The sequence below is a fragment of the Kitasatospora sp. NPDC058115 genome (assembly GCF_042884635.1).
GTDB lineage: Bacteria > Actinomycetota > Actinomycetes > Streptomycetales > Streptomycetaceae > Kitasatospora.
Genome location: NZ_JBHVTL010000019.1, coordinates 76,700 through 102,047, shown reverse-complemented (window position 1 = coordinate 102,047; position 25,348 = coordinate 76,700). Strand labels below are relative to the sequence as shown.

General features: G+C 71.2%; 24 protein-coding genes. 9 read left to right on the top strand and 15 right to left on the bottom strand.

Annotation, left to right across the window (positions count from 1 at the left end):
• Positions 1 to 12: 12 nt before the first annotated feature.
• The 6 genes from ACFVVL_RS21050 to ACFVVL_RS21025 are packed head-to-tail and all read right to left on the bottom strand — an operon-like array spanning position 13 to position 5,950.
• A complete protein-coding gene (locus tag ACFVVL_RS21050) occupies positions 13 to 1,266 on the bottom strand; it encodes a cysteine desulfurase (RefSeq protein WP_387677539.1) in 1,254 nt (417 codons plus the stop codon).
• 26 nt (positions 1,267 to 1,292) lie between these two features.
• The gene (sufC, locus tag ACFVVL_RS21045) at positions 1,293 to 2,057 is read right to left on the bottom strand and encodes a Fe-S cluster assembly ATPase SufC (RefSeq protein WP_380288506.1); all 765 of its coding nucleotides are present in this window, start codon (positions 2,055 to 2,057) and stop codon (positions 1,293 to 1,295) included.
• A gap of 6 nt (positions 2,058 to 2,063) precedes the next feature.
• Complete coding sequence (locus ACFVVL_RS21040) at positions 2,064 to 2,381, bottom strand: non-heme iron oxygenase ferredoxin subunit (protein WP_380288508.1); 318 nt, start codon at positions 2,379 to 2,381, stop codon at positions 2,064 to 2,066.
• A gap of 5 nt (positions 2,382 to 2,386) precedes the next feature.
• On the bottom strand, positions 2,387 to 3,619 hold the full coding sequence (gene sufD, locus ACFVVL_RS21035) for a Fe-S cluster assembly protein SufD (protein WP_387677334.1): 1,233 nt from the start codon (positions 3,617 to 3,619) through the stop codon (positions 2,387 to 2,389).
• Between the two features lie 60 nt (positions 3,620 to 3,679).
• The gene (gene sufB / locus ACFVVL_RS21030) at positions 3,680 to 5,095 is read right to left on the bottom strand and encodes a Fe-S cluster assembly protein SufB (protein ID WP_350567561.1); all 1,416 of its coding nucleotides are present in this window, start codon (positions 5,093 to 5,095) and stop codon (positions 3,680 to 3,682) included.
• Positions 5,096 to 5,104: 9 nt separating this feature from the next.
• The gene (locus ACFVVL_RS21025; protein ID WP_380288512.1) at positions 5,105 to 5,950 is read right to left on the bottom strand and encodes a helix-turn-helix transcriptional regulator; all 846 of its coding nucleotides are present in this window, start codon (positions 5,948 to 5,950) and stop codon (positions 5,105 to 5,107) included.
• A gap of 164 nt (positions 5,951 to 6,114) precedes the next feature.
• On the opposite strand from ACFVVL_RS21025, the gene ACFVVL_RS21020 reads away from it, so the two are divergent.
• Together ACFVVL_RS21020 and ACFVVL_RS21015 are read left to right on the top strand one after the other, a co-directional pair.
• Positions 6,115 to 7,041 (top strand): ABC transporter ATP-binding protein, encoded by a 927-nt coding sequence (locus tag ACFVVL_RS21020; RefSeq protein WP_387677330.1) that lies wholly within the window; start codon positions 6,115 to 6,117, stop codon positions 7,039 to 7,041.
• Positions 7,038 to 7,835 (top strand): ABC transporter permease, encoded by a 798-nt coding sequence (locus ACFVVL_RS21015; RefSeq protein WP_380288516.1) that lies wholly within the window; start codon positions 7,038 to 7,040, stop codon positions 7,833 to 7,835. The genes ACFVVL_RS21020 and ACFVVL_RS21015 overlap by 4 nt, the downstream gene beginning before the upstream one ends.
• Before the next feature lie 96 nt (positions 7,836 to 7,931).
• Here the strand turns inward: ACFVVL_RS21015 and ACFVVL_RS21010 are convergent, their stop codons facing one another.
• Together ACFVVL_RS21010 and ACFVVL_RS21005 are read right to left on the bottom strand one after the other, a co-directional pair.
• Positions 7,932 to 8,696 carry an LAETG motif-containing sortase-dependent surface protein gene (locus ACFVVL_RS21010; protein WP_387677327.1) on the bottom strand — a complete coding sequence of 255 codons (765 nt, stop codon included), beginning with the start codon at positions 8,694 to 8,696 and terminating at the stop codon, positions 7,932 to 7,934.
• A gap of 328 nt (positions 8,697 to 9,024) precedes the next feature.
• Positions 9,025 to 10,416: a choice-of-anchor A family protein gene (locus ACFVVL_RS21005; RefSeq protein ID WP_387677324.1), complete on the bottom strand. Its 1,392-nt coding sequence runs from the start codon at positions 10,414 to 10,416 to the stop codon at positions 9,025 to 9,027.
• Between the two features lie 243 nt (positions 10,417 to 10,659).
• Here ACFVVL_RS21005 and ACFVVL_RS21000 point away from each other — a divergent pair, with 243 nt between their 5' ends.
• Positions 10,660 to 11,649, top strand: coding sequence for a heme A synthase (locus tag ACFVVL_RS21000; RefSeq protein ID WP_387677322.1), 990 nt, complete (start codon positions 10,660 to 10,662; stop codon positions 11,647 to 11,649).
• Between the two features lie 71 nt (positions 11,650 to 11,720).
• Here ACFVVL_RS21000 and ACFVVL_RS20995 read toward each other — a convergent pair whose 3' ends face one another.
• Positions 11,721 to 12,059, bottom strand: a complete 339-nt coding sequence (locus ACFVVL_RS20995; RefSeq protein ID WP_387677319.1) for a hypothetical protein — start codon at positions 12,057 to 12,059, stop codon at positions 11,721 to 11,723.
• A 72-nt stretch (positions 12,060 to 12,131) separates the two neighbouring features.
• Between ACFVVL_RS20995 and ACFVVL_RS20990 the strand changes: the two genes are divergently transcribed.
• On the top strand, positions 12,132 to 12,773 hold the full coding sequence (locus ACFVVL_RS20990) for a DUF2461 domain-containing protein (protein ID WP_387677316.1): 642 nt from the start codon (positions 12,132 to 12,134) through the stop codon (positions 12,771 to 12,773).
• Positions 12,774 to 12,831: 58 nt separating this feature from the next.
• Here the strand turns inward: ACFVVL_RS20990 and ACFVVL_RS20985 are convergent, their stop codons facing one another.
• Positions 12,832 to 13,773, bottom strand: a complete 942-nt coding sequence (locus ACFVVL_RS20985; RefSeq protein ID WP_380288528.1) for a heme o synthase — start codon at positions 13,771 to 13,773, stop codon at positions 12,832 to 12,834.
• A gap of 500 nt (positions 13,774 to 14,273) precedes the next feature.
• Here ACFVVL_RS20985 and tkt point away from each other — a divergent pair, with 500 nt between their 5' ends.
• The 5 genes from tkt (at position 14,274) to pgl (ending at position 21,106) form a co-directional block, all read left to right on the top strand.
• Positions 14,274 to 16,370 (top strand): transketolase, encoded by a 2,097-nt coding sequence (gene tkt / locus ACFVVL_RS20980; protein ID WP_387677312.1) that lies wholly within the window; start codon positions 14,274 to 14,276, stop codon positions 16,368 to 16,370.
• A 93-nt stretch (positions 16,371 to 16,463) separates the two neighbouring features.
• Positions 16,464 to 17,603: a transaldolase gene (tal, locus tag ACFVVL_RS20975; RefSeq protein WP_387677309.1), complete on the top strand. Its 1,140-nt coding sequence runs from the start codon at positions 16,464 to 16,466 to the stop codon at positions 17,601 to 17,603.
• A 58-nt stretch (positions 17,604 to 17,661) separates the two neighbouring features.
• Positions 17,662 to 19,218, top strand: coding sequence for a glucose-6-phosphate dehydrogenase (zwf, locus tag ACFVVL_RS20970; RefSeq protein ID WP_380288595.1), 1,557 nt, complete (start codon positions 17,662 to 17,664; stop codon positions 19,216 to 19,218).
• The gene (gene opcA / locus ACFVVL_RS20965; protein ID WP_387677306.1) at positions 19,215 to 20,321 is read left to right on the top strand and encodes a glucose-6-phosphate dehydrogenase assembly protein OpcA; all 1,107 of its coding nucleotides are present in this window, start codon (positions 19,215 to 19,217) and stop codon (positions 20,319 to 20,321) included. Before zwf ends, opcA begins: the two co-directional genes overlap by 4 nt.
• Positions 20,318 to 21,106 (top strand): 6-phosphogluconolactonase, encoded by a 789-nt coding sequence (pgl, locus tag ACFVVL_RS20960; protein WP_387677303.1) that lies wholly within the window; start codon positions 20,318 to 20,320, stop codon positions 21,104 to 21,106. The genes opcA and pgl overlap by 4 nt, the downstream gene beginning before the upstream one ends.
• A 63-nt stretch (positions 21,107 to 21,169) precedes the next feature.
• Here the strand turns inward: pgl and ACFVVL_RS20955 are convergent, their stop codons facing one another.
• From ACFVVL_RS20955 to gap, 5 genes are all read right to left on the bottom strand, one after another.
• Positions 21,170 to 21,505, bottom strand: coding sequence for an RNA polymerase-binding protein RbpA (locus ACFVVL_RS20955; RefSeq protein ID WP_380288538.1), 336 nt, complete (start codon positions 21,503 to 21,505; stop codon positions 21,170 to 21,172).
• Positions 21,506 to 21,662: 157 nt separating this feature from the next.
• Entirely contained in the window at positions 21,663 to 21,899 is a 237-nt protein-coding gene (secG, locus tag ACFVVL_RS20950) for a preprotein translocase subunit SecG (RefSeq protein WP_380288540.1), read from the bottom strand.
• An 87-nt stretch (positions 21,900 to 21,986) separates the two neighbouring features.
• Complete coding sequence (gene tpiA, locus ACFVVL_RS20945; protein ID WP_380288542.1) at positions 21,987 to 22,772, bottom strand: triose-phosphate isomerase; 786 nt, start codon at positions 22,770 to 22,772, stop codon at positions 21,987 to 21,989.
• A 7-nt stretch (positions 22,773 to 22,779) separates the two neighbouring features.
• Positions 22,780 to 23,982 carry a phosphoglycerate kinase gene (locus ACFVVL_RS20940; protein ID WP_387677299.1) on the bottom strand — a complete coding sequence of 401 codons (1,203 nt, stop codon included), beginning with the start codon at positions 23,980 to 23,982 and terminating at the stop codon, positions 22,780 to 22,782.
• 151 nt (positions 23,983 to 24,133) lie between these two features.
• Entirely contained in the window at positions 24,134 to 25,138 is a 1,005-nt protein-coding gene (gene gap / locus ACFVVL_RS20935) for a type I glyceraldehyde-3-phosphate dehydrogenase (RefSeq protein WP_380288546.1), read from the bottom strand.
• Between the last annotated feature and the right edge of the window lie 210 nt (positions 25,139 to 25,348).

Here is a 25,348-nt window from a genome sequence, read left to right as displayed (position 1 = left end):
TGCCCCGTCCCGTCAGCCGAAGAAGTTCCGGACGTGGTGCAGGCCGTCGACCAGCGCGTCGACCTCGCCCGGCGTCGAGTACAGGTAGAACGACGCCCGGGTGGTCGCCGGAATTCCGTACCGCAGGCAGACCGGCCGCGCGCAGTGGTGGCCCACGCGCACCGCGATGCCCTGCTCGTCGAGCACCTGGCCCACGTCGTGCGGGTGGATGTCGCCCAGCGTGAACGAGATCGCCGCACCGCGGTCGACGGCCGTGCGCGGGCCGATGATCCGCAGGTCCGGGACCTCCAGCAGCCGCTCGACCGCGTACGCGGTGATGGCGTGCTCATGGGCGGCGATCCGCTCCATGCCGATGCCGGACAGGTAGTCGATGGCCGCGCCGAGACCGACCGCCTGGGCGATCGGCGGAGTGCCGGCCTCGAACTTGTGCGGCGCCGGGGCGTAGGTGGACGAGCCCATGGTGACGGTCTCGATCATCTCACCGCCGCCGAGGAACGGCGGGAGGTCCTCCAGCAGCTCCTGGCGACCCCAGAGCACGCCGATGCCGGTCGGGGCCAGCATCTTGTGACCGGTGAAGGCGACGAAGTCGGCCTCCAGCGCCTGCACGTCCAGCACCATGTGCGGCGCGGCCTGCGAGGCGTCGATCACGACCAGGGCGCCGACGTCCTGTGCCTTGCGCACGATCGCCTCGACCGGGTTGACGGTGCCGAGCAGGTTGGAGACCAGGGTGAAGGAGACCACCTTGGTCTTCTCGGTGATCAGCTCGTCGATGTTCGACAGGTCGAGCCGGCCCTCGTCGGTCAGCCCGAACCACTTCAGCTTCGCGCCGGTGCGCTGCGCCAGCAGCTGCCACGGCACGATGTTGGAGTGGTGCTCCATCTCCGTGATGACGATCTCGGAGTCCTTGTCGACCCGGTACGGCTCGTCGGCCCAGCCGAGCATGTTGGCGACCAGGTTGAGCGACTCGGAGGCGTTCTTGGTGAAGATCACCTCGTCGCGGCTCGGCGCGTTGACGAACGCCGCGACCTTGTCCCGGGCGCCCTCGTACAGCGCCGTGGCCTCCTCGGCGAGCACGTGCACGCCGCGGTGGACGTTGGCGTTGTGCCGCTCGTAGTAGGCGTTCAGCGCGTCGAGCACCTGGCGGGGCTTCTGCGAGGTGGCCGCGTTGTCCAGGTAGACGAGCTGCTTGTCGTCGTGCAGCAGGCGCTGCAGGACCGGGAAGTCCTTGCGGATCGCGTCGGTGTCGAGCAGGCCCGGCAGGACCACCGACCCGTGCGACTCGTGCGTATGGATCACTCGGACGCGCCACCCTTCACGTAGGCCTCGTAGCCCTCCTCCTCCAGCTTGTCGGCCAGCTCGGCACCGCCGGACTCGACGATGCGGCCGCCCGCGAAGACGTGGACGTGGTCGGGCTTGATGTAGCGCAGGATGCGGGTGTAGTGGGTGACCAGCAGGGTGCCCACCTCCCCGGTCGAACGAACGCGGTTGATGCCCTCGGAGACGACCCGCAGCGCGTCGACGTCCAGGCCGGAGTCGGTCTCGTCGAGGATCGCGATCCGCGGCTTGAGCAGCTCCAGCTGGAGGATCTCGTGGCGCTTCTTCTCACCGCCGGAGAAGCCCTCGTTGACGTTGCGCTCGGCGAAGGCCGGGTCCATCTGGAGGGCGGCCATCGCCTCCTTGACCTCCTTCACCCAGGTGCGCAGCTTGGGGGCCTCGCCGCGGACGGCGGTGGCGGCGGTGCGCAGGAAGTTGGAGACCGAGACGCCGGGGACCTCGACCGGGTACTGCATGGCGAGGAAGACGCCGGCCCGGGCGCGCTCGTCGACGGACATCTCCAGGACGTCCTCGCCGTCCAGCAGGACGGAGCCGCCGGTGACGGTGTACTTGGGGTGGCCGGCCAGCGAGTAGGCCAGGGTGGACTTGCCGGAGCCGTTCGGACCCATGATGGCGTGGGTCTCGCCCTGCTTCACGGTCAGGTCGACGCCCTTCAGGATCTCCCGGGGGCCGTTCTCCGCCTCGACGGAGACGTGCAGGTCGCGGATTTCAAGGGTAGCCATGTGTACTCAGGACTCCTGGTTGACGGAGACGAGCACATCGTCCCCTTCGATCTTTACGGGGTAGACAGCGACCGGCCTGGTGGCGGGCAGGCCGGAGGGCTTGCCGGTGCGCAGGTCGAAGCTGGAGCCGTGCAGCCAGCACTCGATCATGCAGTCCTCGACCTCGCCCTCGGAGAGCGCGACGTTCGCGTGCGAGCAGATGTCGTTGATCGCGAACACCCCCTCGTCGGTGCGGACGACGGCCACCGGCACGCCGTTGAGGTCGACGCGCTTGGGCACGTCCTCAGCCAGTTCGCTCAGCGCGCAGGCGCGAAGGAAGCTCATCGGGGTCAGACCGCCGCTTCCAGCTCGGCCTCGATCTTCTCCATGAGGTGGTCCTGGATCTCGGCGACGCCGATCTGCTGGACCAGCTCGGCGAAGAAGCCGCGCACCACCAGGCGGCGGGCCTCGTCGGCCGGGATGCCGCGGGCCTGAAGGTAGAAGAGCTGCTCGTCGTCGAAGCGGCCGGTGGCGGAGGCGTGGCCGGCGCCGACGATCTCGCCGGTCTCGATCTCCAGGTTCGGCACCGAGTCGACCCGGGCACCGTCGGTGAGCACCAGGTTGCGGTTGTGCTCGTAGGTGTCGGTGCCCTCGGCGGCGGCGCGGATCAGCACGTCGCCGATCCACACGGCGTGCGCGTCCTGGCCCTGCAGCGCGCCCTTGTAGACGACGTTGGAGCGGCAGTGGGGGGTGTCGTGGTCGATGACCAGACGGTGCTCCAGGTGCTGGCCGGCGTCGGCGAAGTAGAGGCCGAACAGCTCGGCCTCGCCGCCGGGCGCGGCGTAGCCGACCCGCGGGTGCAGGCGCACCACGTCGCCGCCGAAGGTGACGACGACGGACTTCAGCGAGGCGTCGCGGCCGATCAGCGCGGTCTGCTGGGCGACGTGCACGGCGTCGCGGTCCCAGTCCTGGACCGAGACGAAGGTGAGCTTGGCGCCGTCGCCGAGCAGCAGCTCGACGTTGGCGGCCCGGGTGCCGGTGCCGGTGTGGTTCAGCACCACGACGGCCTCGGCGAACGGCTTGACGTCGAGGACCACGTGCGCGAAGCGGGTGCCGCCCTCGCCGTGCACGTCGATCCGCACCGGCTCGGTGAGCGCCGTCTCCTGGGGGACGGTGACCACGAGCGCCTGCTCGAAGGCGCTGAACGCCTGCGCGGCGACCCGGTCGACCGGCTTGCCGGCCTTGCCGAGGCGGGCGTCGTCCCGGCCGACGGTCTCGGCGGTGACGCCCTCGGGCAGGCTCAGCTCGACCTTGTCCTCGCCCTTCTCGGCGTCGACGGCGGTGCCGTCGTGCAGGCCGCCGAGGCGGTGCAGCGGGGTGAACCGCCAGTCCTCCTCGCGGCCGGTGGGCACCGGGAAGTCCGCGACGTCGAAGGACGGCGCGACCGCGACGCGGGCGTCGATCGGCTGCCGGACGCTGTCCCGGCCGGTGCCGGGGCCGGCCAGCTGGGCGCCGGCGCCGGCGGTGCCGACCTCGATCGAACCGGCGGTGGTGGAGCCGGTGTTGTTCTGAACGTCAGCCATGGCTGTTCGTTGCGCTCTCTTCCTCAAAAAGTGTCGATGGACGGCGGGGCGGTCGGCGGGTCAGCCGACGGACCCCTCCATCTGCAGCTCGATCAGCCGGTTCAGCTCCAGCGCGTACTCCATCGGCAGCTCGCGCGCGATGGGCTCGACGAAACCGCGGACGATCATCGCCATGGCCTCGAACTCGGTCATGCCGCGGCTCATCAGGTAGAAGAGCTGGTCCTCGCTGACCTTGGAGACGGTCGCCTCGTGGCCCATGGACACGTCGTCCTCGCGGACGTCCACGTACGGGTAGGTGTCCGAGCGCGAGATGGTGTCGACCAGCAGCGCGTCGCAGAGCACGTTGGACTTGGCGCCCTTGGAGCCCTCGCCGATCTCGATCAGACCGCGGTACGAGGTGCGGCCGCCGCCCCGGGCCACCGACTTGGAGACGATGTTCGAGGAGGTGTTCGGCGCCATGTGGACCATCTTGGCGCCGGCGTCCTGGTGCTGGCCCTCGCCGGCGAAGGCGATGGACAGGGTCTCGCCCTTGGCGTGCTCGCCCATCAGGTAGACGGCCGGGTACTTCATGGTGACCTTGGAGCCGATGTTGCCGTCGATCCACTCCATGGTCGCGCCCTCGTACGCCACGGCGCGCTTGGTGACCAGGTTGTAGACGTTGTTCGACCAGTTCTGGATGGTCGTGTAGCGGCAGCGGCCGCCCTTCTTGACGATGATCTCCACGACCGCCGAGTGCAGCGAGTCGGAGGAGTAGATCGGCGCGGTGCAGCCCTCGACGTAGTGGACGTAGGCGTCCTCGTCGACGATGATCAGCGTCCGCTCGAACTGGCCCATGTTCTCGGTGTTGATCCGGAAGTAGGCCTGCAGCGGGATGTCGACGTGGACACCCTTCGGCACGTAGATGAAGGAGCCGCCGGACCACACGGCCGTGTTCAGCGCGGCGAACTTGTTGTCGCCGGCCGGGATGACGGTGCCGAAGTACTCCTTGAACAGCTCCGGGTGCTCGCGCAGCGCGGTGTCGGTGTCCAGGAAGATGACGCCCTGCTCCTCCAGGTCCTCGCGGATCTGGTGGTAGACGACCTCGGACTCGTACTGGGCGGCGACACCGGCGACCAGGCGCTGCTTCTCCGCCTCCGGGATGCCCAGCTTGTCGTACGTCGCCTTGATGTCCGCCGGCAGGTCCTCCCAGGACTCGGCCTGCTTCTCGGTGGAGCGGACGAAGTACTTGATGTTGTCGAAGTCGATGCCGGACAGGTCGGAGCCCCAGGTCGGCATGGGCTTCTTCCCGAACAGCTTGAGGCCCTTGAGACGCAGGTTCAGCATCCACTCGGACTCGTTCTTCTTGGCCGAGATGTCGCGGACGACGTCCTCGTTCAGTCCGCGCTTGGCGGCGGCGCCGGCCACGTCCGGGTCGGCCCAGCCGTACTCGTAAGTGCCGAGGCCTTCGAGCTCGGGGTGCGAAACGGTGTCAGTCATGCGGGCTTCCTAACGCGCGGACGCTGAATCATCGGTGGACGTACCGGCAGTCGGCGCGGCACCGGTGTCCCGGCCCGCGGCGGTGCGCAGGGCGGGCGACGATGCGGCACCGGGTGCCGGCACATAGGTCGTGCAGACCCCGTCGCCGTGGGCGATGGTGGCCAGCCGTTGCACATGGGTGCCCAGCAGCTGGGAGAAGACCTCGGTCTCCGCCTCGCAGAGCTGCGGGAACTGCTCGGCGATGTGCGCGACCGGGCAGTGGTGCTGGCAGAGCTGGGCGCCCGCCGGGGCCTTCGCCGCGGCCGACGGGACCCGCCGCACCGTGGCAGCGTACCCGTCGGCACTGAGTGCCTGGGCGAGTGCCTCGGTGCGTTCCGCCGCCCCGGCGGTGCGCAGGGCTTCCAGGTACTTCTCCGCCTGCCGGCCGAACCGGGCGCGGGCGAAGGCGGCGACCGCCTCCTCGCCGGCCTTGCCGCCGCCGACCGAGTCGGAGATCCAGCGCAGGGCGTCGGCGGCGAGCTGGTCGTACTCCTGGTAGAAGGCGTCCCGGCCGGCGTCGGTGAGGGCGAAGACCTTGGCGGGGCGGCCCCGGCCGCGGCTGCCGTAGACCCGCTGCTCGCGGGACTCGACCAGACCGGCGGCGGTGAGGCCGTCCAGGTGACGGCGGACGGCGGCGGCCGTGAGGCCGAGCCTGCTCGCCAGGTCGGCGGCGGAGGACGGACCGTGGTCCAGGATGGAGCGGGCGACCCGGTCCCGGGTGGCCCGGTGGCCGTCCAGCAGGACCTCGGCCGCCGTCGCGGGCACGGCGCAGCCGGGGGCCGACTCGGCCTCCTGCTGCGTGGAGTGCTCGCGCATGTTTTTCACAACACCAGTGTTGCGTAATTACTTCCGGCAGGACAAGCCGTGATCCAGGCCTCACCCGTGGCATCTGTCACGCAGGTAAGCCTTACCTGACCAGCGGATGAAGTGATCAAGCCCGGCGTGCAAACGGCCTGTTGGGGGCTCTTAGACTCACCCGTATGCAATCCGAACCCGCGGTCCAGATCACCGGGCTGGTCAAGCGCTACGGCGAGAAGGCCGCGGTGGACGGTCTCGACCTCAGCATCGCGCGCGGCACGGTCACCGCCGTCCTCGGCCCCAACGGCGCCGGCAAGACCACCACCATCGAGACCTGCGAGGGCTACCGCCGTCCGGATGCCGGCACCGTGCGGGTGCTCGGCCTGGACCCGGTCGCCCGGGGCGCCGAGCTGCGCCCCCGGATCGGCGTGATGCTGCAGTCCGGCGGCGTCTACGCGGGGGCCCGCGCCGTCGAGATGCTCCGGCACACCGCCCGGCTGCACGCCCACCCGCTGGACGTCGACGCGCTGGTCGATCGGCTCGGCCTCGGCTCCTGCGGGCGCACCGCCTACCGCCGGCTCTCCGGCGGCCAGCAGCAGCGGCTCGCCCTGGCGATGGCCGTGGTCGGCCGCCCCGAGCTGGTCTTCCTGGACGAGCCCACCGCGGGCCTGGACCCGCAGGCCCGCCGCGCCACCTGGGAGCTGGTCCGCGACCTGCGCCGGGACGGCGTCACCGTGGTGGTCACCACCCACCACATGGAGGAGGCCGAGCAGCTCGCCGACCGGGTCGCGATCGTCGACCGCGGCCGGGTGATCGCCGAGGGCACCCCGGACGAGCTCTGCCGCGGCGGCGCGGAGTCCACCGTGCGCTTCGACGCGCCGCCCGGGCTGGACCTCGCCACCCTGCTCAAGGAGCTGCCCGAGGGCGCCACCGCCGCCGAGACCTCCCCCGGCAGCTACCGCGTCGAGGCGCCGGTCGACCCGCAGCTGCTGGCCACCGTCACCGCCTGGTGCGCGGCCGGCGGCGTGCTGCCCGAACGGCTCGCGGTGCAGCGCCGCAGCCTCGAAGACGTCTTCCTCGACCTGACCGGACGGGACCTGCGTTCATGACCACCACCGACCACGCCGACGACACCGGCCACGCCGGCTACGCCCCGAGGCCCGGCGCCGCGCCGGTCGGCCGGATGCTGCTCGCGCAGACCGCGTTCGAGACCCGGATGCTGCTGCGCAACGGTGAGCAGCTGCTGCTCACCGTGGTCATCCCGACGGTGCTGCTGGTGCTCTTCTCCGCCGTCGACGTCGTCGCCGTCGAGGGGCCCGGCAAGCGGGTGGACTTCCTCGCCCCGGGGCTGCTCGCGCTCGCGGTGATGTCCACCGCGTTCACCGGCCAGGCCATCGCCACCGGCTTCGAGCGGCGCTACGGCGTGCTGAAGCGCCTCGGCGCCAGCCCGCTCCCCCGCTGGGCGCTGCTCACCGCGAAGACCGGCTGCGTGCTGGTCACCGAGGCGCTCCAGGTGGCGCTGCTGTCGGTGATCGCGCTGGCCCTCGGCTGGTCCCCGCAGGGCAACCCGCTCGGCGTCCTCGCCCTCCTGGTGCTCGGCACCGCCGCCTTCTCCGGCCTCGGCCTGCTGATGGCCGGCACCCTGCGCGCCGAGGCCACGCTGGCCGCCGCCAACCTGGTCTTCATCCTGCTGCTGCTGGCCGGCGGGGTGATCGTCCCGCTCTCGAAGTTCCCCGCCGCCGTCCAGTCGGCCCTGGAACTCCTCCCCATCGCCGCCCTCTCCGACGGCCTGCGCGCCGTCCTGCAGACCGGCGCCGCCACCCCCTGGACCGACCTCGCCGTCCTCGCCGCCTGGGCCGTGGCCGCCCTCGCCGCCGCCGCCCGGTTCTTCCGCTGGGAGTGACACCCGGCCCCTGTTACGACGGAACGGCCCCCGGCTCGGTGGATGAGCCGGGGGCCGTCGTCGTCTCCGGACCGGGGGACCCGCGTCCCCTCCGGATCAGCTCTCGGGGTTGGCGCCGCGGCGGCGGCGGGCGAGCACCAGGAGGGCGCCGCCGAGGACGACCACGCCGCCGCCGACGGCCGCGATGACCGGGGTGGCGTCGCTGCTACCGGTCTGCGCGAGCGCCGGGGCGGCCGGGGCCGGCGTGACGACCGGGGCCGGGGTCGCCGTGCGGCTGGGGGTGGGGGTCGGCGTCACCGTACGCGTCGGCGTGGGGGTGGGCGTCGGGGTCGGGGTCGGGGTGGCCGTCCGGGTGGGCGTGGGGGTCGGCGTCGGCGTGGGCGTCGGCGTCGGCGTCGGGGTCGGCGTCACCGTGGGGGTGGGCGTCGGCGTCGGGGTCGGCGTCGGCGTGGGGGTCGGGGTGGGGGTCGGGGTGGGCGTCGGCGTGGCGCAGACCGGGATCGTCTTGGTCTCGGTCTTGTTCCAGTCGTTGTTCTTGGGGTCCTCGGTGGTGGTCACCACGAGCGTGGCGTCGACCGGCGCGTTGTGCGCCGCCACCGGGAAGGTCTGGTGGAACTCCTTGCCGAACTCCTTCTGGTCCAGCAGCTTCACGCCGTCCAGGGTCAGGCTGACGGAGTTCTTGATCCCCGCCTCGGCACTGTAGTTGGTCAGGTCGACCACGATGCTGTCGCAGGTCACCCGCCAGGTCGGCACATGGGCCGACGCGCTGGTCGCCAGCACCACCGGCAGCAGGACGGCGGCCGCCGCCGTGCCCGCCACCGCCGCGCCGGTTCCGATCATCTGCCGCCGCTGTCGCGCCATCTCGTTGTCCCCTCCGAATGGTCTTGTGCAGCAGGCGTGTTGAGTGGAACAGCGGTGGCCCGCTACGACTGTCCGGGGGACTCTACCGGCACTCCCGTACCTCTCCACACCCCGCTGCGCGGCCGGATTTCCTCTGTCCGGCCGCCTGTGCGTGTGCATCGGTACCCCATCACACCCACGGCCTCGGAGGACGCCGCTTCGGCCAACACGGAATGAACTCCGTCACAGTGGCCGAAAAGCGCGACCCCCGGTGATCGTTCGCGATCACCGGGGGTGCCTGATCGGGCAGTTCGGATCATTGACGGTCCGACACCTTCCAGGGGCGGGCTCAGGCCTGGCCGGCCGCCTTGCGCCGACGCGCGACCAGGACCAGCGCGCCACCGGCGGCGATGACCACCGCGCCGCCGATCGCCAGCGGCACGACCGGGCCGGAACCGGTGTGGGCGAGGTCGCCCCCGGCGTCGGCCTTGACCGACGGGCTCGCCGAGGCGCCCGGCACGACCGCCGCGCCGGACGCGGAGGCCGACGGGCTCGCCGAGGCGCTCGCGGACGGCTTGGCCGTCCCCGAGGCGGACGGGCCGGTCGAACCGCTCGGCGTCACCGACGGAGCGGTGGTGCCCGGGGTGGCCGGCGGGGTGCTCGGCGTCCCGGTGGTGCCCGGGGTGGGCGGCGTGGACGGCGTGGTGGTGGCGGACGGCGTACCGGTCGGCACCACCACCGGCGGCGTGGTGGCCGGCGTGGTCGGCGGCGTGGTGGGGGGCACGACGCCCGGCAGGCAGCCGGTGAACGGGTAGTGGTGCGTCTCCGCACCGCCCTTGCCGGTCAGCGACTTGACGATGACCGAGCCGTTCACCGGGGCGGCCGAGCCGAGGTCGAACGCGGCGTTCGGCGCCAGCACGGTGCCGGACCAGGCGGCCAGGCTGCTCTTGACCACCTTGGTGGCGGTCGGGAAGTTCCAGAGCAGCTTGGAGCGGACGGCGCCGCCGTGCGCGCTCTGGTTCTTGTCGTCGAGGACGTAGGCCTTCTTGCCCTCGTCCCACAGGTGGAAGCCGGTGGTCTTCGCGGCGGCCTGGTCGTACGACGCGCCGGTGACGGTGACCACGGTGACCGCGCCGGCCGGCACCTTCACGAAGATGTCGGTGGCGCCCTGCAGGGTGGCCGCCGGAACGGTGAAGCTGTTGAACTTCGCGTCGCCGCTGGTGAGGTAGAGCTCCTTGCCCTTGGCCTCGACGGTGGCGCCGGCGGTCTGCGGCAGCCCCGCCAGCGTGGTGGCGACGGCGCGCGCCCTGGCGAACTCGGCGGCGAAGTCGATCGGCGAGCCGCCCTGGCCGACGGTGCCCTGGTGGGCCTGGATCACGGCGGCCTCGGGCTTCGCGCCGTAGACGCCGTTGCCCTTCATCACCTGGGTGTTGCCGCCGGTCAGCTTGCCGGCGACGACCAGGGCGTTGCCGCCGGGCAGCGCCTTGACCTGGTCCGCGGTCAGCTCCTGGCCGACCGAGAAACCGCCGGTGAAGTCGGCGTTGCCGCCGACCGCCACCGCACCCTCGGCGTCCGGCGTATGGGTGTCGTCACCCTCGACGAACTCTCCGTAGAGGTTGGCGACCCCGAGGCTCAGGCACTGGTTCGGGTCGGCGGCGTAGGCGGTGGCCGGGGCTACCAGCCCGGCCAGAACGAGTGATCCACCGAGCGCGAGCGCTGCGGCGGGAACGGATATGCGCATGTGCAGGATCTCCGCTTACGTGCGGGGGTGGGAGGGGTCCACCTGAAAAAGGTATGGACCAACCCGCACTCTTTCGGCCAAATGGGTGAATGGTCAAGACCAATGACCGCGTTGCCCGAACAGTCCTTTTTGCGACGTCTTTACGGAACATGGGTTTACCGCTAAGTCGACTCGGGAAGACTCCGCCGTTCGACCGGACGCCACCGCCGCCCCGCCCCAAGATCGGCTGTAAGGCCGCATACCATGGACGCCGTGCCTAACACCACCCCCTTCTCCCTGCTCGCCGAGCGCTGGCAGCCCTCCGCCGCCGTGGTCAAGCGCGCCGCGTTCGCCGCGCTGGTGATGAGCGTGGTGATCGTCGTCACCGGCGGCGCCGTCCGGCTCACCGCCTCCGGCCTCGGCTGCACCACCTGGCCGCGCTGCACCGACGAGAGCCTCACCCCGACCGCCGAGATGGGCTTCCACGGCGTCGTCGAGTTCACCAACCGGATGCTCACCTACGTGCTGAGCGCCGCCGTCGGCTGGGCGATCCTCGCCGCCCGCTGCCACCGCCCCTGGCGGCACAGCCTGACCAAGCTCGGCTGGGCGCAGTTCTGGCTGGTGATGAGCAACGCCGTGCTCGGCGGCATCACCGTGCTGACCGGCCTCAACCCCTACACCGTGGCGCTGCACCTGATCGCCGCAATGGCCCTGGTCTGGGTCGCCACCCTGATGTGGGAGCGCAGCAAGGAGGGCGACGGCCCGGCCCGCCCGCTGGTCGCCGAGCCCATCAAGCGCCTCGGCTACGTCCTGGTCGGCGTGATCGGCCTGCTGGTGGCCGCCGGCACCCTGGTCACCGGCGCCGGACACCACCCGGGCACGCCCAAGGACAACAAGATGGTCCCGCGCATCCCGCTGGACTACGACCGCCTCGCCCAGGCCCACGCCGACCTGGCCTTCGTCTCGATCGGCCTGTCGATCGCGGTGATCTTCGTCTTCGCCGCCGTCAAGGCCCCGCCGGCCGCCAAGGCCCGGGCCCGTGAACTCCTCGCCGGCCTGCTGCTCCAGGGCGTGATCGGCTTCGTCCAGTACTTCACCGACGTCCCCGAGCTCCTCGTCGGCCTCCACATGCTCGGCGCCACGCTGATCTGGATCGCCGCCCTGCGCATCCCCCTCGCCCTGCGCACCCGCGACGCCGTCCCGGTCGCCGCCGGCGCCCCCGCCGCCCGCACCCCCGAGGCCGCGGCCGTCTGACGGCTCCCGGACACCGCGAAAGGCCCCGGTCGTACCCGACCGGGGCCCTTCGGCGTCGCACGGGCGGCGGGTCAGCCGCCGAGCTGGATGCCGGCCATCCGCTTCCACTCGTAGGCGCCGGTCCGCACCTTCAGGCCGAGCTCGCCCTCGAAGGAGTCGTGCAGGGTGATCCCCGCGAGCTCGGCGGCGCGGCGGCCCACCGCGTAGCTGGGCGCGACCTGGTCGCCCCAGGCGCCGTCGGCGCCGACCACCACGATCCGGGTGGCGACCGCGCCGACGTACTCGACGACGCCGTCGGCGCTGCCGCCGTGCTGCGCGGCGAAGGCGGTCAGGTTCTTGGCGATGCGCTTGGCGCGGCGCTCGGCACGGGCGTCCGGCGCGGCGGGGGTGGCGGTCTCTGCGCTGCTCATGCCCGCATGCTACCCAGCGGTAGGGGTGCTGGCGACGGGAGCGCCGTGTGCACCGGGCCACATACTGAGGGGGTGACCTTCGACGGCTGGCCGGCCGAGGCGCTCGACTTCTACGAGCACCTCGAAGCCGACAACTCCAAGACCTTCTGGCAGTCCCACAAGGCCCGGTACGAGCACGCCGTACGGGAGCCCATGGAGCAGCTGCTGGCCGAGCTGGAACCCGGGTTCGGGCCGGGCACGATCTTCCGCCCCCACCGGGACGTCCGGTTCAGTGCCGACAAGTCCCCGTACAAGACCCACATCGGCGCCCATCTGCGGGCCGGCGGCTACGTGCAGCTCTCCGCCGACGGCCTGGCCTGCGGCAACGGGCTCTACCGGCTCGCCGCCGACCAGCTGGAGCGCTACCGCGCCGCGGTCGCCGAGGACGTCTCCGGCGCGGAGCTGGAGCGGGTGGTCGCCCGGGTCCGCGCGGCGGGCCCCGAGGTGGTCGGCCGGGACTCGCTGAAGTCCGCCCCGCGCGGCTACCCCAAGGACCACCCGCGGATCGCGCTGCTGCGCCACAAGGGGCTGGTCGCCTGGCAGGAGTGGGCCCCCGGGCCCTGGCTGGGCACCCGGGACGCGTACGAGCGGATCACCGGCTTCCTGCGCGCCTCGCAGCCGCTCAAGGACTGGCTGGACGGCCACGTCGGCCCCTCGGAGCTCCCCTCCCGGTGACGGCGCCGGAGAACGAAGAAGGCCCCGGTCGCATCGACCGGGGCCTTCTCGGCAGTCCTCACTTCACAAACGGGTCCACCGCGATCACCACGAACAGCAGCGTCAGGTAGGTGATCGACCAGTGGAACAGCCGCATCTCCTTGAGCTTGGCACCCACCACACCGGCCTTCGCCCGCCCGTACAGCGCGTGCGCCTCCTTGAGCCAGGCCGCGCCGAGCAGCACCGCCGAGACCGGGTAGAGCCAGCTGGTGTCGGCCAGCGGCCACAGCAGCAGCGAGACGCCCACCATCACCCAGGAGTAGGCGACGATCTGCTTGGCGACGGCCAGGTTGCCCTTGATCACCGGGAGCATCGGCACCCCGGCCCGGGCGTAGTCCTCGCGGACCTTCATCGACAGCGGCCAGTAGTGCGGCGGCGTCCAGAAGAAGATCACCAGGAAGAGCACCAGGGCCGACCAGGAGACCGAGTTGGTGACGGCCGCCCAGCCGACGAAGACCGGCATGCAGCCGGCGATCCCGCCCCAGACGATGTTCTGCGCGGTGCGCCGCTTGAGTCCCAGCGTGTAGACGAACACGTAGAACAGCAGGGCGCCGAGCGCCAGCGCCGAGGACAGCCAGTTGACCAGGACGCCCAGCCAGACCGTCGACAGCACACCGAGCGTGATGCCGAACACCAGCGCCTCGCGCGGCGAGACCATGCCGGTGACGATCGGCCGCCGCTCGGTACGGGACATCACCGCGTCGATGTCGCGGTCGATGTACATGTTGAGGGCGTTGGCGCCGCCCGCCGAGAGGTACCCGCCGAGGACCACCTTCAGCACCAGCAGCAGGTTCGGCACGCCGCGTTCCGCCAGGAACATCACCGGAACCGTGGTGATCAGCAGCAGCTCGATGATCCGCGGCTTGGTCAGTGCGACGAAGGCGCCCACACGGGCCCCGAACGGCCGTTGCGCAGGCGTCGCCCCGGTGACCCCGGCGGGACGGGATTCGACGGCGGTCACTAACACCCCAACTGAAGATGAATCCTCGCAGGCGGCCACCGGAACGTTGTCTCCCGAATCGTCCGCTCTGCGCGTACCACGCCACCTTAGACGCTCCATATCTCCCCACCGGCCCCGGGGGTGCCCCGGCGGGGCGGAACGCACACCCCCGGGTGAACCCCCGCCGCCCCCACCTGGAACGTTGCCCGAGGGGCCGCGCGGGGCCGCCGGTCCCCCGTCCCGCACCCCGGGGAGGCGAACCGGACGGATCCGGGCGAGGGTGGACAAAGGGACCGGCCCCGCCGGGCCAGGGTCGTCCACGGACCGTCCGGGGAATGACGGCCAACATGCCTGAGTTGTCCCACCACGGAGGGTGAGCCCCGGCCCGGACGGTAGGCTCGCCCACAGAAGCGGGATCTACCCTCCGTGACCGGCACCACCACAGCGTCCGGCCCCAGCGACGTGGCCGACCCGGTCCCTCACGGGGTCACTCTTCACCATGGAAGGAGCCCTGAGACAGGGTGAGCACGACGCCGAATGCATTCGAGTGGTCGGACCTCGACGAGCGGACCGTCGACACGGCCCGGGTCCTGGCGATGGACGCGGTCCAGAAGGTCGGGAACGGACACCCCGGGACGGCCATGTCGTTGGCCCCGGCCGCCTACCTGATCTTCCAGCGCTTCCTGCGCCACGACCCCACCGACCCGTCCTGGGTCGGCCGTGACCGGTTCGTCCTCTCCCCCGGTCACACCAGCCTGACGCTCTACACGCAGCTCTACTTCTCCGGCTACGGCCTGGAGCTCGACGACCTCAAGGCCTTCCGGGTCGCCGGCAGCCGCACCCCCGGCCACCCCGAGCACGGGCACACCGCCGGCGTCGAGACCACCACCGGCCCGCTCGGCCAGGGCATCGCCAACGCGGTGGGCATGGCGATGGCCGCCCGCTTCGAGCGCGGCCTGTTCGACCCGGACGCCCCGGCCGGCGAGTCGCCCTTCGACCACACCATCTGGTCCATCGTCTCCGACGGCGACCTGGAGGAGGGCATCTCCGCCGAGGCGTCCTCGCTGGCCGGCCACCAGAAGCTCGGCAACCTGGTCGCCCTCTACGACGACAACCACATCTCGATCGAGGGCGACACCGAGACCGCCTTCTCCGAGGACGTCCTCAAGCGCTACGAGGCGTACGGCTGGCACGTCCAGCGCGTCACCCCGAAGGCCAACGGCGACATCGACGTCGCCGCGCTGGCCGAGGCGCTGGCCGCCGCGAAGGCCGAGACCTCCCGCCCGTCGATGATCGCGATGCGCACGATCATCGCCTGGCCGGCCCCGGACGCCCAGAACACCGCCAAGGCCCACGGCTCCGCGCTCGGCGCCGCCGAGATCGCCGCCACCAAGAAGGTCCTCGGCTTCGACCCGGAGAAGACCTTCGAGGTCGGCGACCAGGTCATCGAGCACGCCCGGCTGGTCGTCAAGCGCGGCAAGGCCGCCCGCGCCGAGTGGCAGCAGTCCTTCGACGCCTGGCGCGCGGCCAACCCGAGCCGCGCCGCCGAGTTCGACCGCATCCAGGCCGGCGAGCTGCCCGACGGCTGGAAGAAGGCCGTCCCGGTCTTCGAGGCCGGCAAGGACGTCGCCACCCGCAAGGCCAGCGGCGAGACCCTCAAGGCCCTCGGCGCGGTGATCCCGGAGCTGTGGGGCGGCTCGGCCGACCTCGCCGAGTCCAACCTCACCACCATCGACGAGGACAGCTCCTTCCTCCCCGAGGGCAACCCGCTGAAGACGGCCGGCCCCTACGGCCGCACCATCCACTTCGGCATCCGCGAGCACGCCATGGGCTCCACCATGAACGGCATCGCACTGCACGGGAAGACCCGCGTCTACGGCGGCACCTTCCTGGTCTTCGCCGACTACATGCGCCCGGCCGTCCGCCTGGCCGCCCTGATGAAGCTGCCGGTCACCTACGTCTGGACCCACGACTCCATCGGTCTGGGCGAGGACGGCCCGACCCACCAGCCGGTCGAGCACCTCGCCTCGCTGCGCGCCATCCCGGGCCTGTCCGTGGTCCGCCCGGCCGACGCCAACGAGACCGCCGTCGCCTGGCGCACCATCATCGAGCGCCAGACCACCCACCCCGGCCCGGTCGGCCTGGCGCTCACCCGCCAGAACGTCCCGACCTTCGACCGGGCGTCCTACGGCAACCCCGAGGACACCGCGAAGGGCGGCTACGTCCTGGCCGAGGCGTCCACCGGCACCCCGCAGGTGATCCTGCTCGGCACCGGCTCCGAGGTCCAGCTGGCCGTCAAGGCCCGCGAGGTCCTGGAGGCCGAGGGCATCGCCACCCGCGTCGTCTCGCTGCCGTCCTTCGAGTGGTTCCAGGAGCAGGACCAGGCCTACCGCGACAGCGTGCTGCCGCCGTCGGTCAAGGCCCGCGTCTCGGTCGAGGCCGGCATCGCCCAGGGCTGGCGCGAGCTGGTCGGCGACCACGGCCGGATCGTCTCGCTGGAGCACTTCGGCGCCTCCGCCGACTACAAGGTGCTCTTCGAGGAGTTCGGCATCACCGCCGAGCGCGTGGTCGCCGAGGCCCACAACGCGCTGCGCTCGCTCGAAGCCGTCAACCGCTAGCGGCACCGGGCCGGGGCGCCGACCGCACACCGGCGCCCCGGCCCGCCCCCCACAACACCACAGCAAGAAGAAGCACTAAGGGACGGAAGCACCATGACTGACGCACTGAAGCGCCTCAGCGACGAAGGCGTGGCGATCTGGCTGGACGACCTCAGCCGCAAGCGGCTGAACACCGGCAACCTCGCCGAGCTGGTGCAGCACAAGCACGTGGTGGGCGTGACCACCAACCCGACCATCTTCCAGAAGGCCATCGGCGGGGGCGACAGCTCCTACGACGGCCAGCTGCGCGACCTCGCCGTCCGCAAGGTCACCACCGACGAGGCCATCCGCATGATCACCACCTCGGACGTGCGCGACGCCGCCGACGTGCTGCGCCCGGTCTACGACGCCTCCAACGGCCGCGACGGCCGGGTCTCCATCGAGGTCGACCCGCGGCTGGCCCACGAGACCGCCGCCACCGTCGCCGAGGCCAAGCAGCTGTGGTGGCTGGTCGACCGCCCGAACGTCTTCATCAAGATCCCCGCCACCAAGGCCGGCCTGCCCGCGATCAGCGAGGTCATCGGCAAGGGCATCAGCGTCAACGTCACGCTGATCTTCTCGCTGGAGCGCTACAAGGCCGTCATCGACGCCTACCTGACCGGTCTGGAGGCCGCCAAGGCCAAGGGCCTGGACCTCTCCCAGATCGAGTCGGTCGCCTCCTTCTTCGTCTCCCGCGTCGACACCGAGATCGACAAGCGCCTGGAGAAGATCGGCGGCGACGCCAAGGACCTCCGCTCCAAGGCCGCCCTCGCCAACGCCCGCCTCGCCTACCAGGCCTACGAGGAGGTCTTCGGCACCGTCGACGGCAAGACCGCCGGCACCGCCCGCTGGAAGGCCCTGGAGGCCGCCGGCGCCAAGCCGCAGCGCCCGCTCTGGGCGTCCACCGGCGTCAAGGACCCGGCCCTGCCGGACACCCTGTACGTCACCGAGCTGATCGCCCCCGGCACCGTCAACACGATGCCCGAGGCCACCCTGGACGCCACCGACGACCACGGCGTGGTCACCGGCGGCACCATCGTCCCCAACTACGCCGACGCCAAGGCCGTGATGGACGCCGTCGCCGCCGTCGGCGTGGACTACGACGACGTGGTCCAGGTGCTGGAGGACGAGGGTGTGGAGAAGTTCGAGCAGTCCTGGAAGGAACTGCTCGACACCGTCACCGCCTCGCTCGCCTCCTTCGCCGACGAGAAGTGACCCCCTGCTCACAGCGCACGAAAGCGGAGCCCATCAAGTGAGCACTGATTTCCCCGAGTTGACGTCGGAGTCGGACGCGGAAGACCTCCCGTCCGCCCCTGTCAACCCGCTTCGCGACCCCTCCGACCGGCGGCTCCCGCGCATCGCGGGGCCGTCCGGCCTGGTCATCTTCGGGGTCACCGGTGACCTGTCCCGCAAGAAGCTGATGCCGGCCGTCTACGACCTGGCCAACCGCGGCCTGCTGCCGCCGGGCTTCTCGCTCATCGGCTTCGCCCGCCGTGAGTGGAAGGACGAGGACTTCGCCCAGGAGGTCCACGACGCGGTCAAGGAGCACGCCCGCACCCCCTTCCGCGAGGAGGTCTGGCAGCAGCTCGCCAAGGGCATGCGCTTCGTCCACGGAACCTTCGACGACGACGAGGCCTTCGACAAGCTCCGCGAGACCATCCAGGAGCTGGACAAGGCGCAGGGCACCAGCGGCAACTTCGCCTTCTACCTGTCCGTCCCGCCGAAGTTCTTCCCCACGGTCGTCCAGCAGCTCAAGAAGCACGGCCTGGCCGACCCCCCGAACGGCTCCTGGCGGCGCGCCGTCATCGAGAAGCCGTTCGGTCACGACCTGGAGTCCGCCCAGGAGCTGAACCGGATCGTCCACGAGGTCTTCCCCCGGGACGAGGTCTTCCGGATCGACCACTACCTGGGCAAGGAGACCGTCCAGAACATCCTGGCGCTGCGCTTCGCCAACCAGATGTTCGAGCCGATCTGGAACCGGTCGTACGTCGACCACGTGCAGATCACCATGGCCGAGGACATCGGCATCGGCGGCCGGGCCGGCTACTACGACGGCATCGGCTCGGCCCGTGACGTCATCCAGAACCACCTGCTCCAGCTGATGGCCCTCACCGCCATCGAGGAGCCTGCGTCCTTCCACCCGAAGGCGCTGGTGGCCGAGAAGCTCAAGGTGCTCAGCGCCGTCAAGCTCCCGGCCGACCTCGGCCGGCACACCGTGCGCGGCCAGTACACGGCCGGCTGGCAGGGCGGCGAGGAGGTCGGCGGCTACCTCGACGAGGACGGCATCGACCCGGAGTCCAAGACCGACACCTACGCGGCCATCAAGCTGGAGATCAACAACCGCCGCTGGGCGGGCGTGCCGTTCTACCTGCGCACCGGCAAGCGGCTGGGCCGGCGGGTCACCGAGATCGCGGTGGTCTTCCAGCGCGCCCCGTACCTGCCGTTCGACTCCTACGCCACCGAGGAGCTGGGGCAGAACGCCCTGGTCATCCGGGTGCAGCCGGACGAGGGCGTCACCGTGCGGTTCGGCTCCAAGGTGCCGGGCACCTCCTTCGAGGTCCGGGACGTCACGATGGACTTCGCCTACGGCGAGTCCTTCACCGAGTCCTCCCCGGAGGCGTACGAGCGGCTCATCCTCGACGTGCTGCTCGGTGACGCCAACCTCTTCCCCCGTCACCAGGAGGTCGAGCTCTCCTGGCAGATCCTCGACCCGATCGAGAAGTACTGGGACACCCACGGCAAGCCCGCCGAGTACGCGGCCGGCACCTGGGGCCCGGCCGAGGCGGACGAGATGCTCGCACGAGACGGCAGGAGCTGGCGCCGGCCATGAAGATCGACCTCACGAACACCACGTCCGGCAAGATCAACGCAGCGCTCATGGAGGCCCGCCGGGGCAGTGGCGCCACCGCCGCCGGCATGGTGCTCACCCTGGTGATCGTGACCGACGAGGGCAGCGCCTACGACGCCCTCAAGGCGGCCAACGACGCCTCCCGCGAGCACCCCTCGCGCACCCTGGCGGTCATCAAGCGCGCCGGGCGCTCGCCCCGGGCCCGCGCCGAGACCCGCCTCGACGCCGAGGTCCTGGTCGGCTCCGACGCCGGCTCCGGAGAAACGGTCGTCCTGCGGATGCACGGCGAGCTCGCCGCGCACGCCCAGTCGGTCGTCCTGCCGCTGCTGCTGCCGGACGCCCCGGTGGTGGTCTGGTGGCCCGACAACGCGCCGCTGCACCCGGCGCAGGACCCGCTGGGTGCGCTCGCCCAGCGCCGGATCACCGACGCCGTGACCGCCGAGTCCCCGGTCGGCCAGCTCGCCCAGCGGGCCCAGAGCTACACCCCGGGCGACACCGACCTGGCCTGGACCCGGATCACCGGCTGGCGCTCGATGCTGGCCGCCGCGCTGGACCAGCGGCCGTCGACGATCACCTCCGCGGTGGTCGAGGGCGAGTCGTACAACCCCAGCGTCGAACTGCTCGGCCTGTGGCTGCACACCCGGCTGCACGCACCGGTCGAGCGCGTCGTCACCAACGGCCCGGGCATCACCGCGGTGCACCTGCGCACCAAGGACGGGGACATCACCCTGGACCGCCCGGACGGCCTGATGGGCACCCTGTCCATGCCCGGCTCGCCGGACCGCCAGGTGGCGCTCAAGCGGCGCGAGACCTCGGAGCTGATCGCCGAGGAGCTGCGCCGGCTCGACCCGGACGACATCTACGCCGCCGCCGTCCGCACGCCCGTGGACCGGCTCAAGGAGCCGGACAACGCCGAGCAGGCGGCCGCGGCCGAGGTCGCCGGGGCGGTCGACGAGACCGCCGCGCAGGCCGGCGAGCAGGGTGGCGAGCAGGTCGCCAACCCGGCCCGGGTGACCGCCGAGGCGGCCACCGGCACCGCGAAGAAGGCCGCCGGCAAGCGCGCCGCCAAGAAGGCGGAGGCATGACCGCGGCCACCCCGCAGCTGGTCGTCCACCGGGACAAGGAGCTGATGGCCCAGGCCGCCGCGGCCCGCCTGATCACCCGGATCGTGGACGCCCAGGCCACCCGCGGCACCGCCTCGGTGGTGCTCACCGGCGGGCGCAACGGCAACGCCCTGCTGGCCGCGATCGCCGCCTCCCCGGCGCGCGACGCGGTCGACTGGGCGCGGCTGGACCTCTGGTGGGGCGACGAGCGGTTCGTGCCCTCCGCCGACCCGGAGCGCAACGCCGTGCAGGCCCGCGCCGAGCTGCTGGACGCCGTCCCGCTCGACCCGGCCCGGGTGCACGAGATGCCCGCCTCGGACGGTGCCGACGGCTCGGACGTCGACGCCGCGGCGGCCCGCTACGCGCAGGAGCTGGTGAAGGCGGCCGGACCGGGCGACCGGGCCGGTGTCCCGGCCTTCGACGTGCTGCTGCTCGGCGTCGGCCCGGACACCCACGTCGCCTCGCTCTTCCCGGAGCACCCGGGCGTGCGGGAGACCGAGCTGACGGTGATCGGCGTGCGCGGCGCGCCGAAGCCGCCGCCGACCCGGATCTCGCTCACCCTCCCGGCCATCCGCGCGGCCCGCGAGGTCTGGCTGCTGGCGGCCGGCGAGGACAAGGCCGGCGCGGTGGCGATGGCGCTGTCCGGCCCCGGCGAGCTCCAGGCGCCGGCCTCCGGCGCGCACGGCACCGGCCGCACGCTGTGGCTGCTGGACCGCGCCGCGGCGTCCGGGCTGCCGGCCCAGCTGTACCCCCCGGCCTCGGCCTGAGGCCCGGGAACGCCGGAGGGCGTCACCCCCGCGGGGGTGACGCCCTCCGGCGTTCGCCTGTGCTCAGATCTCGCCGCGCAGCTTGGCCAGCGCCTCCGCCAGGATCGCCTCGCCGTCGGCGTCGGTGCGCCGCTCCCGGACGTAGGCGAGGTGGGTCTTGTACGGCTCGTTGCGGGACGGCGCGGGCGGGTTGTGCTCGTCCTGGCCGGCCGGGAAGCCGCAGCGCGGGCAGTCCCAGGTCTCCGGGATCACCGCGTCGGCCGCGAAGCTCGGCCGGGTCTCGTGCTTGTTCGCGCACCAGAAGGAGATCCGGTTGCGGGGGGCGGATTCGCCGCGCTCCGCCTCACCCATCGGGCCGGCTCCGACCCTGCTGCCACGGATGGCGTTGCCACTTGCCACGGTCTGACTCCCCTGCGTGCTGGTGCGCCGACGCGCGCGACGCGCATCGGTGGCGAAAGTCGTCCTAGTGTAAGCAGGAGTTAAGCATGCGCCACCACCGGCTCCGCCCCGGACCTGTCCAGGATAGGCCGCGGGGCGACGGGGCGTCAGAGTTATGTCAGCCCTTGTACTTCAGCACCAGGCCGAGCACCACGAGGCTGGCGAACCAGGCGAGGCCGACCACGATCGTGATGCGGTCGAGGTTGCGCTCGGCCACCGCCGAGCCGCCGCCGGTGGACATCGCGCCGCCACCGAACATGTCCGACAGGCCACCGCCCTTCCCCTTGTGCAGCAGCACCAGGAGGATCATCAGCAGGCTGAAGACGATCAGGGCAATCGAGAACCCGATAACCACGACGGGACCAACTCTCTCGTATCTTCGGCGAAGGGGCCGGACCACGTCGGGTGGTCCGGCCCCAAAGCCTACGTTGCTGCGGCGGCGTTAGCCTACTGCCTGCTCACGGTACCGCACGATCTTGACGAACTCGTCGGCGTCCAGCGAGGCTCCGCCGATCAGGCCGCCGTCGATGTCCGGCTTGGCCATCAGGCCGGCCGCGCTCGACGACTTCACCGAACCGCCGTAGAGCACCCGGACCTTGCCGGCCAGCTCGGCGTCGTACAGCTCGGCGATCCGCGCGCGGATGGCGGCGCAGACCTCCTGGGCGTCCTCGGGGGTCGCCACCTCGCCGGTGCCGATCGCCCAGACCGGCTCGTAGGCGACCACGACGGACTCGGCCTGCGCGGCCGGGACGTCCTTCAGGGCGCCGTCGAGCTGGGCCAGGGTGTGCTCGACGTGGGTGCCCGCCTTGCGGACCTCCAGCGGCTCGCCGACGCACAGGATCGGGGTGATCCCGCTGCGGTAGGCGGCCTTGACCTTGGCGTTGACGATCTCCTCGTTCTCGCCGTGGTACTGGCGGCGCTCCGAGTGGCCGATCACTGCGTAGGTGCACTTCAGCTTGGACAGCATCGGCCCGGAGACCTCGCCGGTGTAGGCGCCGCCGTCGTGCTGCGAGATGTCCTGCGAGCCGTACTTGATCTTCAGCTTGTCACCGTCGACCAGGGTCTGCACCGAGCGGAGGTCGGTGAACGGCACCAGGACGGCCACCTCGACCGACTCGTAGTCCTTGTCGGCCAGCGCGAAGGCCAGCTTCTGGGTGTGCTGGATGGCCTCAAGGTGGTTGAGGTTCATCTTCCAGTTGCCCGCCATCAGCGGGAGACGCTCAGTCATGCGTGATTCAGCCTTCCAGGGCGGTGAGACCGGGGAGCTGCTTGCCCTCCAGGTACTCCAGGCTCGCGCCACCGCCGGTCGAGATGTGCCCGAACTTCGTCTCGTCGAAGCCCAGGATGCGGACGGCCGCGGCGGAGTCCCCGCCACCGACCACGGAGAACGCGTCGCTGTCGAGCAGGGCCTGCGCGACGGCCTTGGTGCCGTCGGCGTAGTCCGGGTGCTCGAAGACGCCCATCGGACCGTTCCAGAACACCGTCTTCGCGTCGGCCAGCTTCGCCGCGAACAGCTCGCGGGTCTTCGGGCCGATGTCCAGGCCCTCCTGGTCGGCCGGGATCGCGTCCGCGGCGACGACCGAGAAGGTGGCCGGGGCCTTGGTCTTCAGGTCCGGGAACTCGGTGGAGACCAGGACGTCCGTCGGCAGGACGAACTCGACGCCGCGCTCCTGCGCCTCCGCCAGGTAGCCCTGGACCGTCGGGATCTGGTCCTCCTGCAGCAGCGAGATGCCGACCTCGTGGCCCTGGGCCTTGAGGAAGGTGTACGCCATGCCGCCGCCGATCAGGATCCGGTCGGCCTTCTGCAGCAGGTTCTCGATCACGCCGACCTTGTCGGAGACCTTGGCGCCGCCGAGCACCACCACGTAGGGGCGCGCGACGTCCTCGGTGAGGCGCTTGAGCACGCCCACCTCGGTGGCGATCAGGTCGCCGACCGCGTGCGGCAGCAACGCCGGCAGGTCGAACACCGAGGCGTGCTTGCGGTGCACCGCGCCGAAGCCGTCGCCCACGTAGAGGTCGGCCAGCGCGGCCAGCTGCCCGGCGAACGCCGTGCGCTCGGCGTCGTCCTTGCTGGTCTCACCGGCGTTGAAACGCAGGTTCTCAAGCAGCGTGACCTCGCCGTCGGCCAGGGCGGCGACGGTGGCCTTCGCGCTCTCGCCCACGGTGTCGGTCGCGAAGGCGACCGGCTTGCCGAGGATCTCGCCGAGGCGGCCGGCCACCGGCGCGAGGGAGAACTGCGGATCCGGCGCGCCCTTGGGACGGCCGAGGTGGGAGGCGACGACGACCTTCGCGCCGCGCTCGACGAGCTTGGCGATGGTCGGGGCGACGGCACGGATCCGGCCGTCGTCGGTGATCGTGCCGTCGGAAAGCGGAACGTTGAGGTCGGCGCGCACGAACACGCGCTTTCCGGCGACGTCCAGATCTTCGATGGTCTTCACGGTCTTCGGTCTCCTGGCGAGATGGTGGAGCAGGGGACGACACAACGTTGTGCCGTCCATGGGGAGTTGAGGGTGCGCAGACGGAGGGCCCGGTCGGCTTCGCACATGCCTTCCGGGCCCTCCCCCCTACTTCACGTCAGCTCCCGCTGCGTCAGAGCCCGGCACCGACGAGGGTGGTCAGGTTGACGAGGCGGTTCGAGTAGCCCCACTCGTTGTCGTACCAGCCGAAGACCTTGACCTGGTTGCCCTGGACCATGGTCATCAGCGAGTCGAAGATCGTGGAGAACGGCGAGTTCACGATGTCGGAGGAGACGATCGGGTCCTCGGTGTACTGCAGGATGCCCTTGAGGGTGGTCTCGGAGGCCTTCTTGAAGGCCTCGTTGACCTCGGCGACGGTGACGTCGCGCTCCAGGGTGACGACCAGGTCGGTGATCGAGCCGGTCGGGACCGGGACGCGCAGCGAGGTGCCGTCCAGCTTGCCCTTGAGCTCCGGCAGGACCAGCGCGGTCGCCTTGGCGGCACCCGTCGAGGTCGGAATGATGTTGAGGGCCGCGGCGCGGGCGCGACGCAGGTCCTTGTGCGGGAAGTCCAGGGTGACCTGGTCGTTGGTGTACGCGTGGACCGTGGTCATCAGACCCTTGACGATGCCGAAGTTCTCGTTCAGCACCTTCGCCAGCGGCGCCACACAGTTGGTGGTGCAGGAGGCGTTGGAAATGACAGTGTGCTTGGCACCGTCGTACTTCTCGTCGTTGACGCCCATGACGATGGTGATGTCCTCGTCGGTGGCGGGCGCGGAGATGATGACCTTCTTGGCGCCGGCCGTGACGTGCTTCTTCGCCGCCTCGGCCTTGGTGAAGATGCCGGTCGACTCGATGACGATGTCGACGCCCAGCTCGCCCCAGGGGAGGTTGGCCGGGTCGCGCTCGGCGATGACCTTGAAGGTCTTGCCGTCGACGGTGATGCTGTCCGCGGTGTGCGACACCTCGCCCGGGAAGGTGCCCAGGATCGAGTCGTACTTGAGCAGGTGCGCCAGGGTCTTGGTGTCGGTCAGGTCGTTGACACCGACGATCTCGATGTCCGCGCCCTGGGCCTGAACCGCACGGAAGAAGTTGCGGCCGATGCGGCCGAATCCGTTGATGCCTACCCGGATCGTCACGAACCGATCTCCTCGTTAGGTACGCCGGACGCTATGCCGACGGGGTGGAATTTTGGGATGTCCCCGACCGCCTATGACCCTACCCCTCCGAGGCCGGGTAGAGCACATCAGGCGCCCGCGCAACCCCTGGCGTGGCGCGTGTTCACAACAATTCCGGGTCGTCCGGCCTTGCCCTCCCGGGCAGTTGGTCCCGGCCCCGCGCGGGCCCGG

Excerpts from the sequence above, each read along its gene's own strand:
- sufC (WP_380288506.1), bottom strand. The coding sequence starts at position 2,057 with ATGGCTACCCTTGAAATCCGCGACCTGCACGTCTCCGTCGAGGCGGAG.
- ACFVVL_RS21040 (WP_380288508.1), bottom strand. The coding sequence starts at position 2,381 with ATGAGCTTCCTTCGCGCCTGCGCGCTGAGCGAACTGGCTGAGGACGTG.
- sufD (WP_387677334.1), bottom strand. The coding sequence starts at position 3,619 with ATGGCTGACGTTCAGAACAACACCGGCTCCACCACCGCCGGTTCGATC.
- sufB (WP_350567561.1), bottom strand. The coding sequence starts at position 5,095 with ATGACTGACACCGTTTCGCACCCCGAGCTCGAAGGCCTCGGCACTTAC.
- ACFVVL_RS21025 (WP_380288512.1), bottom strand. The coding sequence starts at position 5,950 with ATGCGCGAGCACTCCACGCAGCAGGAGGCCGAGTCGGCCCCCGGCTGC.
- ACFVVL_RS21020 (WP_387677330.1), top strand. The coding sequence starts at position 6,115 with ATGCAATCCGAACCCGCGGTCCAGATCACCGGGCTGGTCAAGCGCTAC.
- ACFVVL_RS21015 (WP_380288516.1), top strand. The coding sequence starts at position 7,038 with ATGACCACCACCGACCACGCCGACGACACCGGCCACGCCGGCTACGCC.
- ACFVVL_RS21010 (WP_387677327.1), bottom strand. The coding sequence starts at position 8,696 with ATGGCGCGACAGCGGCGGCAGATGATCGGAACCGGCGCGGCGGTGGCG.
- ACFVVL_RS21005 (WP_387677324.1), bottom strand. The coding sequence starts at position 10,416 with ATGCGCATATCCGTTCCCGCCGCAGCGCTCGCGCTCGGTGGATCACTC.
- ACFVVL_RS21000 (WP_387677322.1), top strand. The coding sequence starts at position 10,660 with ATGGACGCCGTGCCTAACACCACCCCCTTCTCCCTGCTCGCCGAGCGC.
- ACFVVL_RS20995 (WP_387677319.1), bottom strand. The coding sequence starts at position 12,059 with ATGAGCAGCGCAGAGACCGCCACCCCCGCCGCGCCGGACGCCCGTGCC.
- tal (WP_387677309.1), top strand. The coding sequence starts at position 16,464 with ATGACTGACGCACTGAAGCGCCTCAGCGACGAAGGCGTGGCGATCTGG.
- opcA (WP_387677306.1), top strand. The coding sequence starts at position 19,215 with ATGAAGATCGACCTCACGAACACCACGTCCGGCAAGATCAACGCAGCG.
- pgl (WP_387677303.1), top strand. The coding sequence starts at position 20,318 with ATGACCGCGGCCACCCCGCAGCTGGTCGTCCACCGGGACAAGGAGCTG.
- tpiA (WP_380288542.1), bottom strand. The coding sequence starts at position 22,772 with ATGACTGAGCGTCTCCCGCTGATGGCGGGCAACTGGAAGATGAACCTC.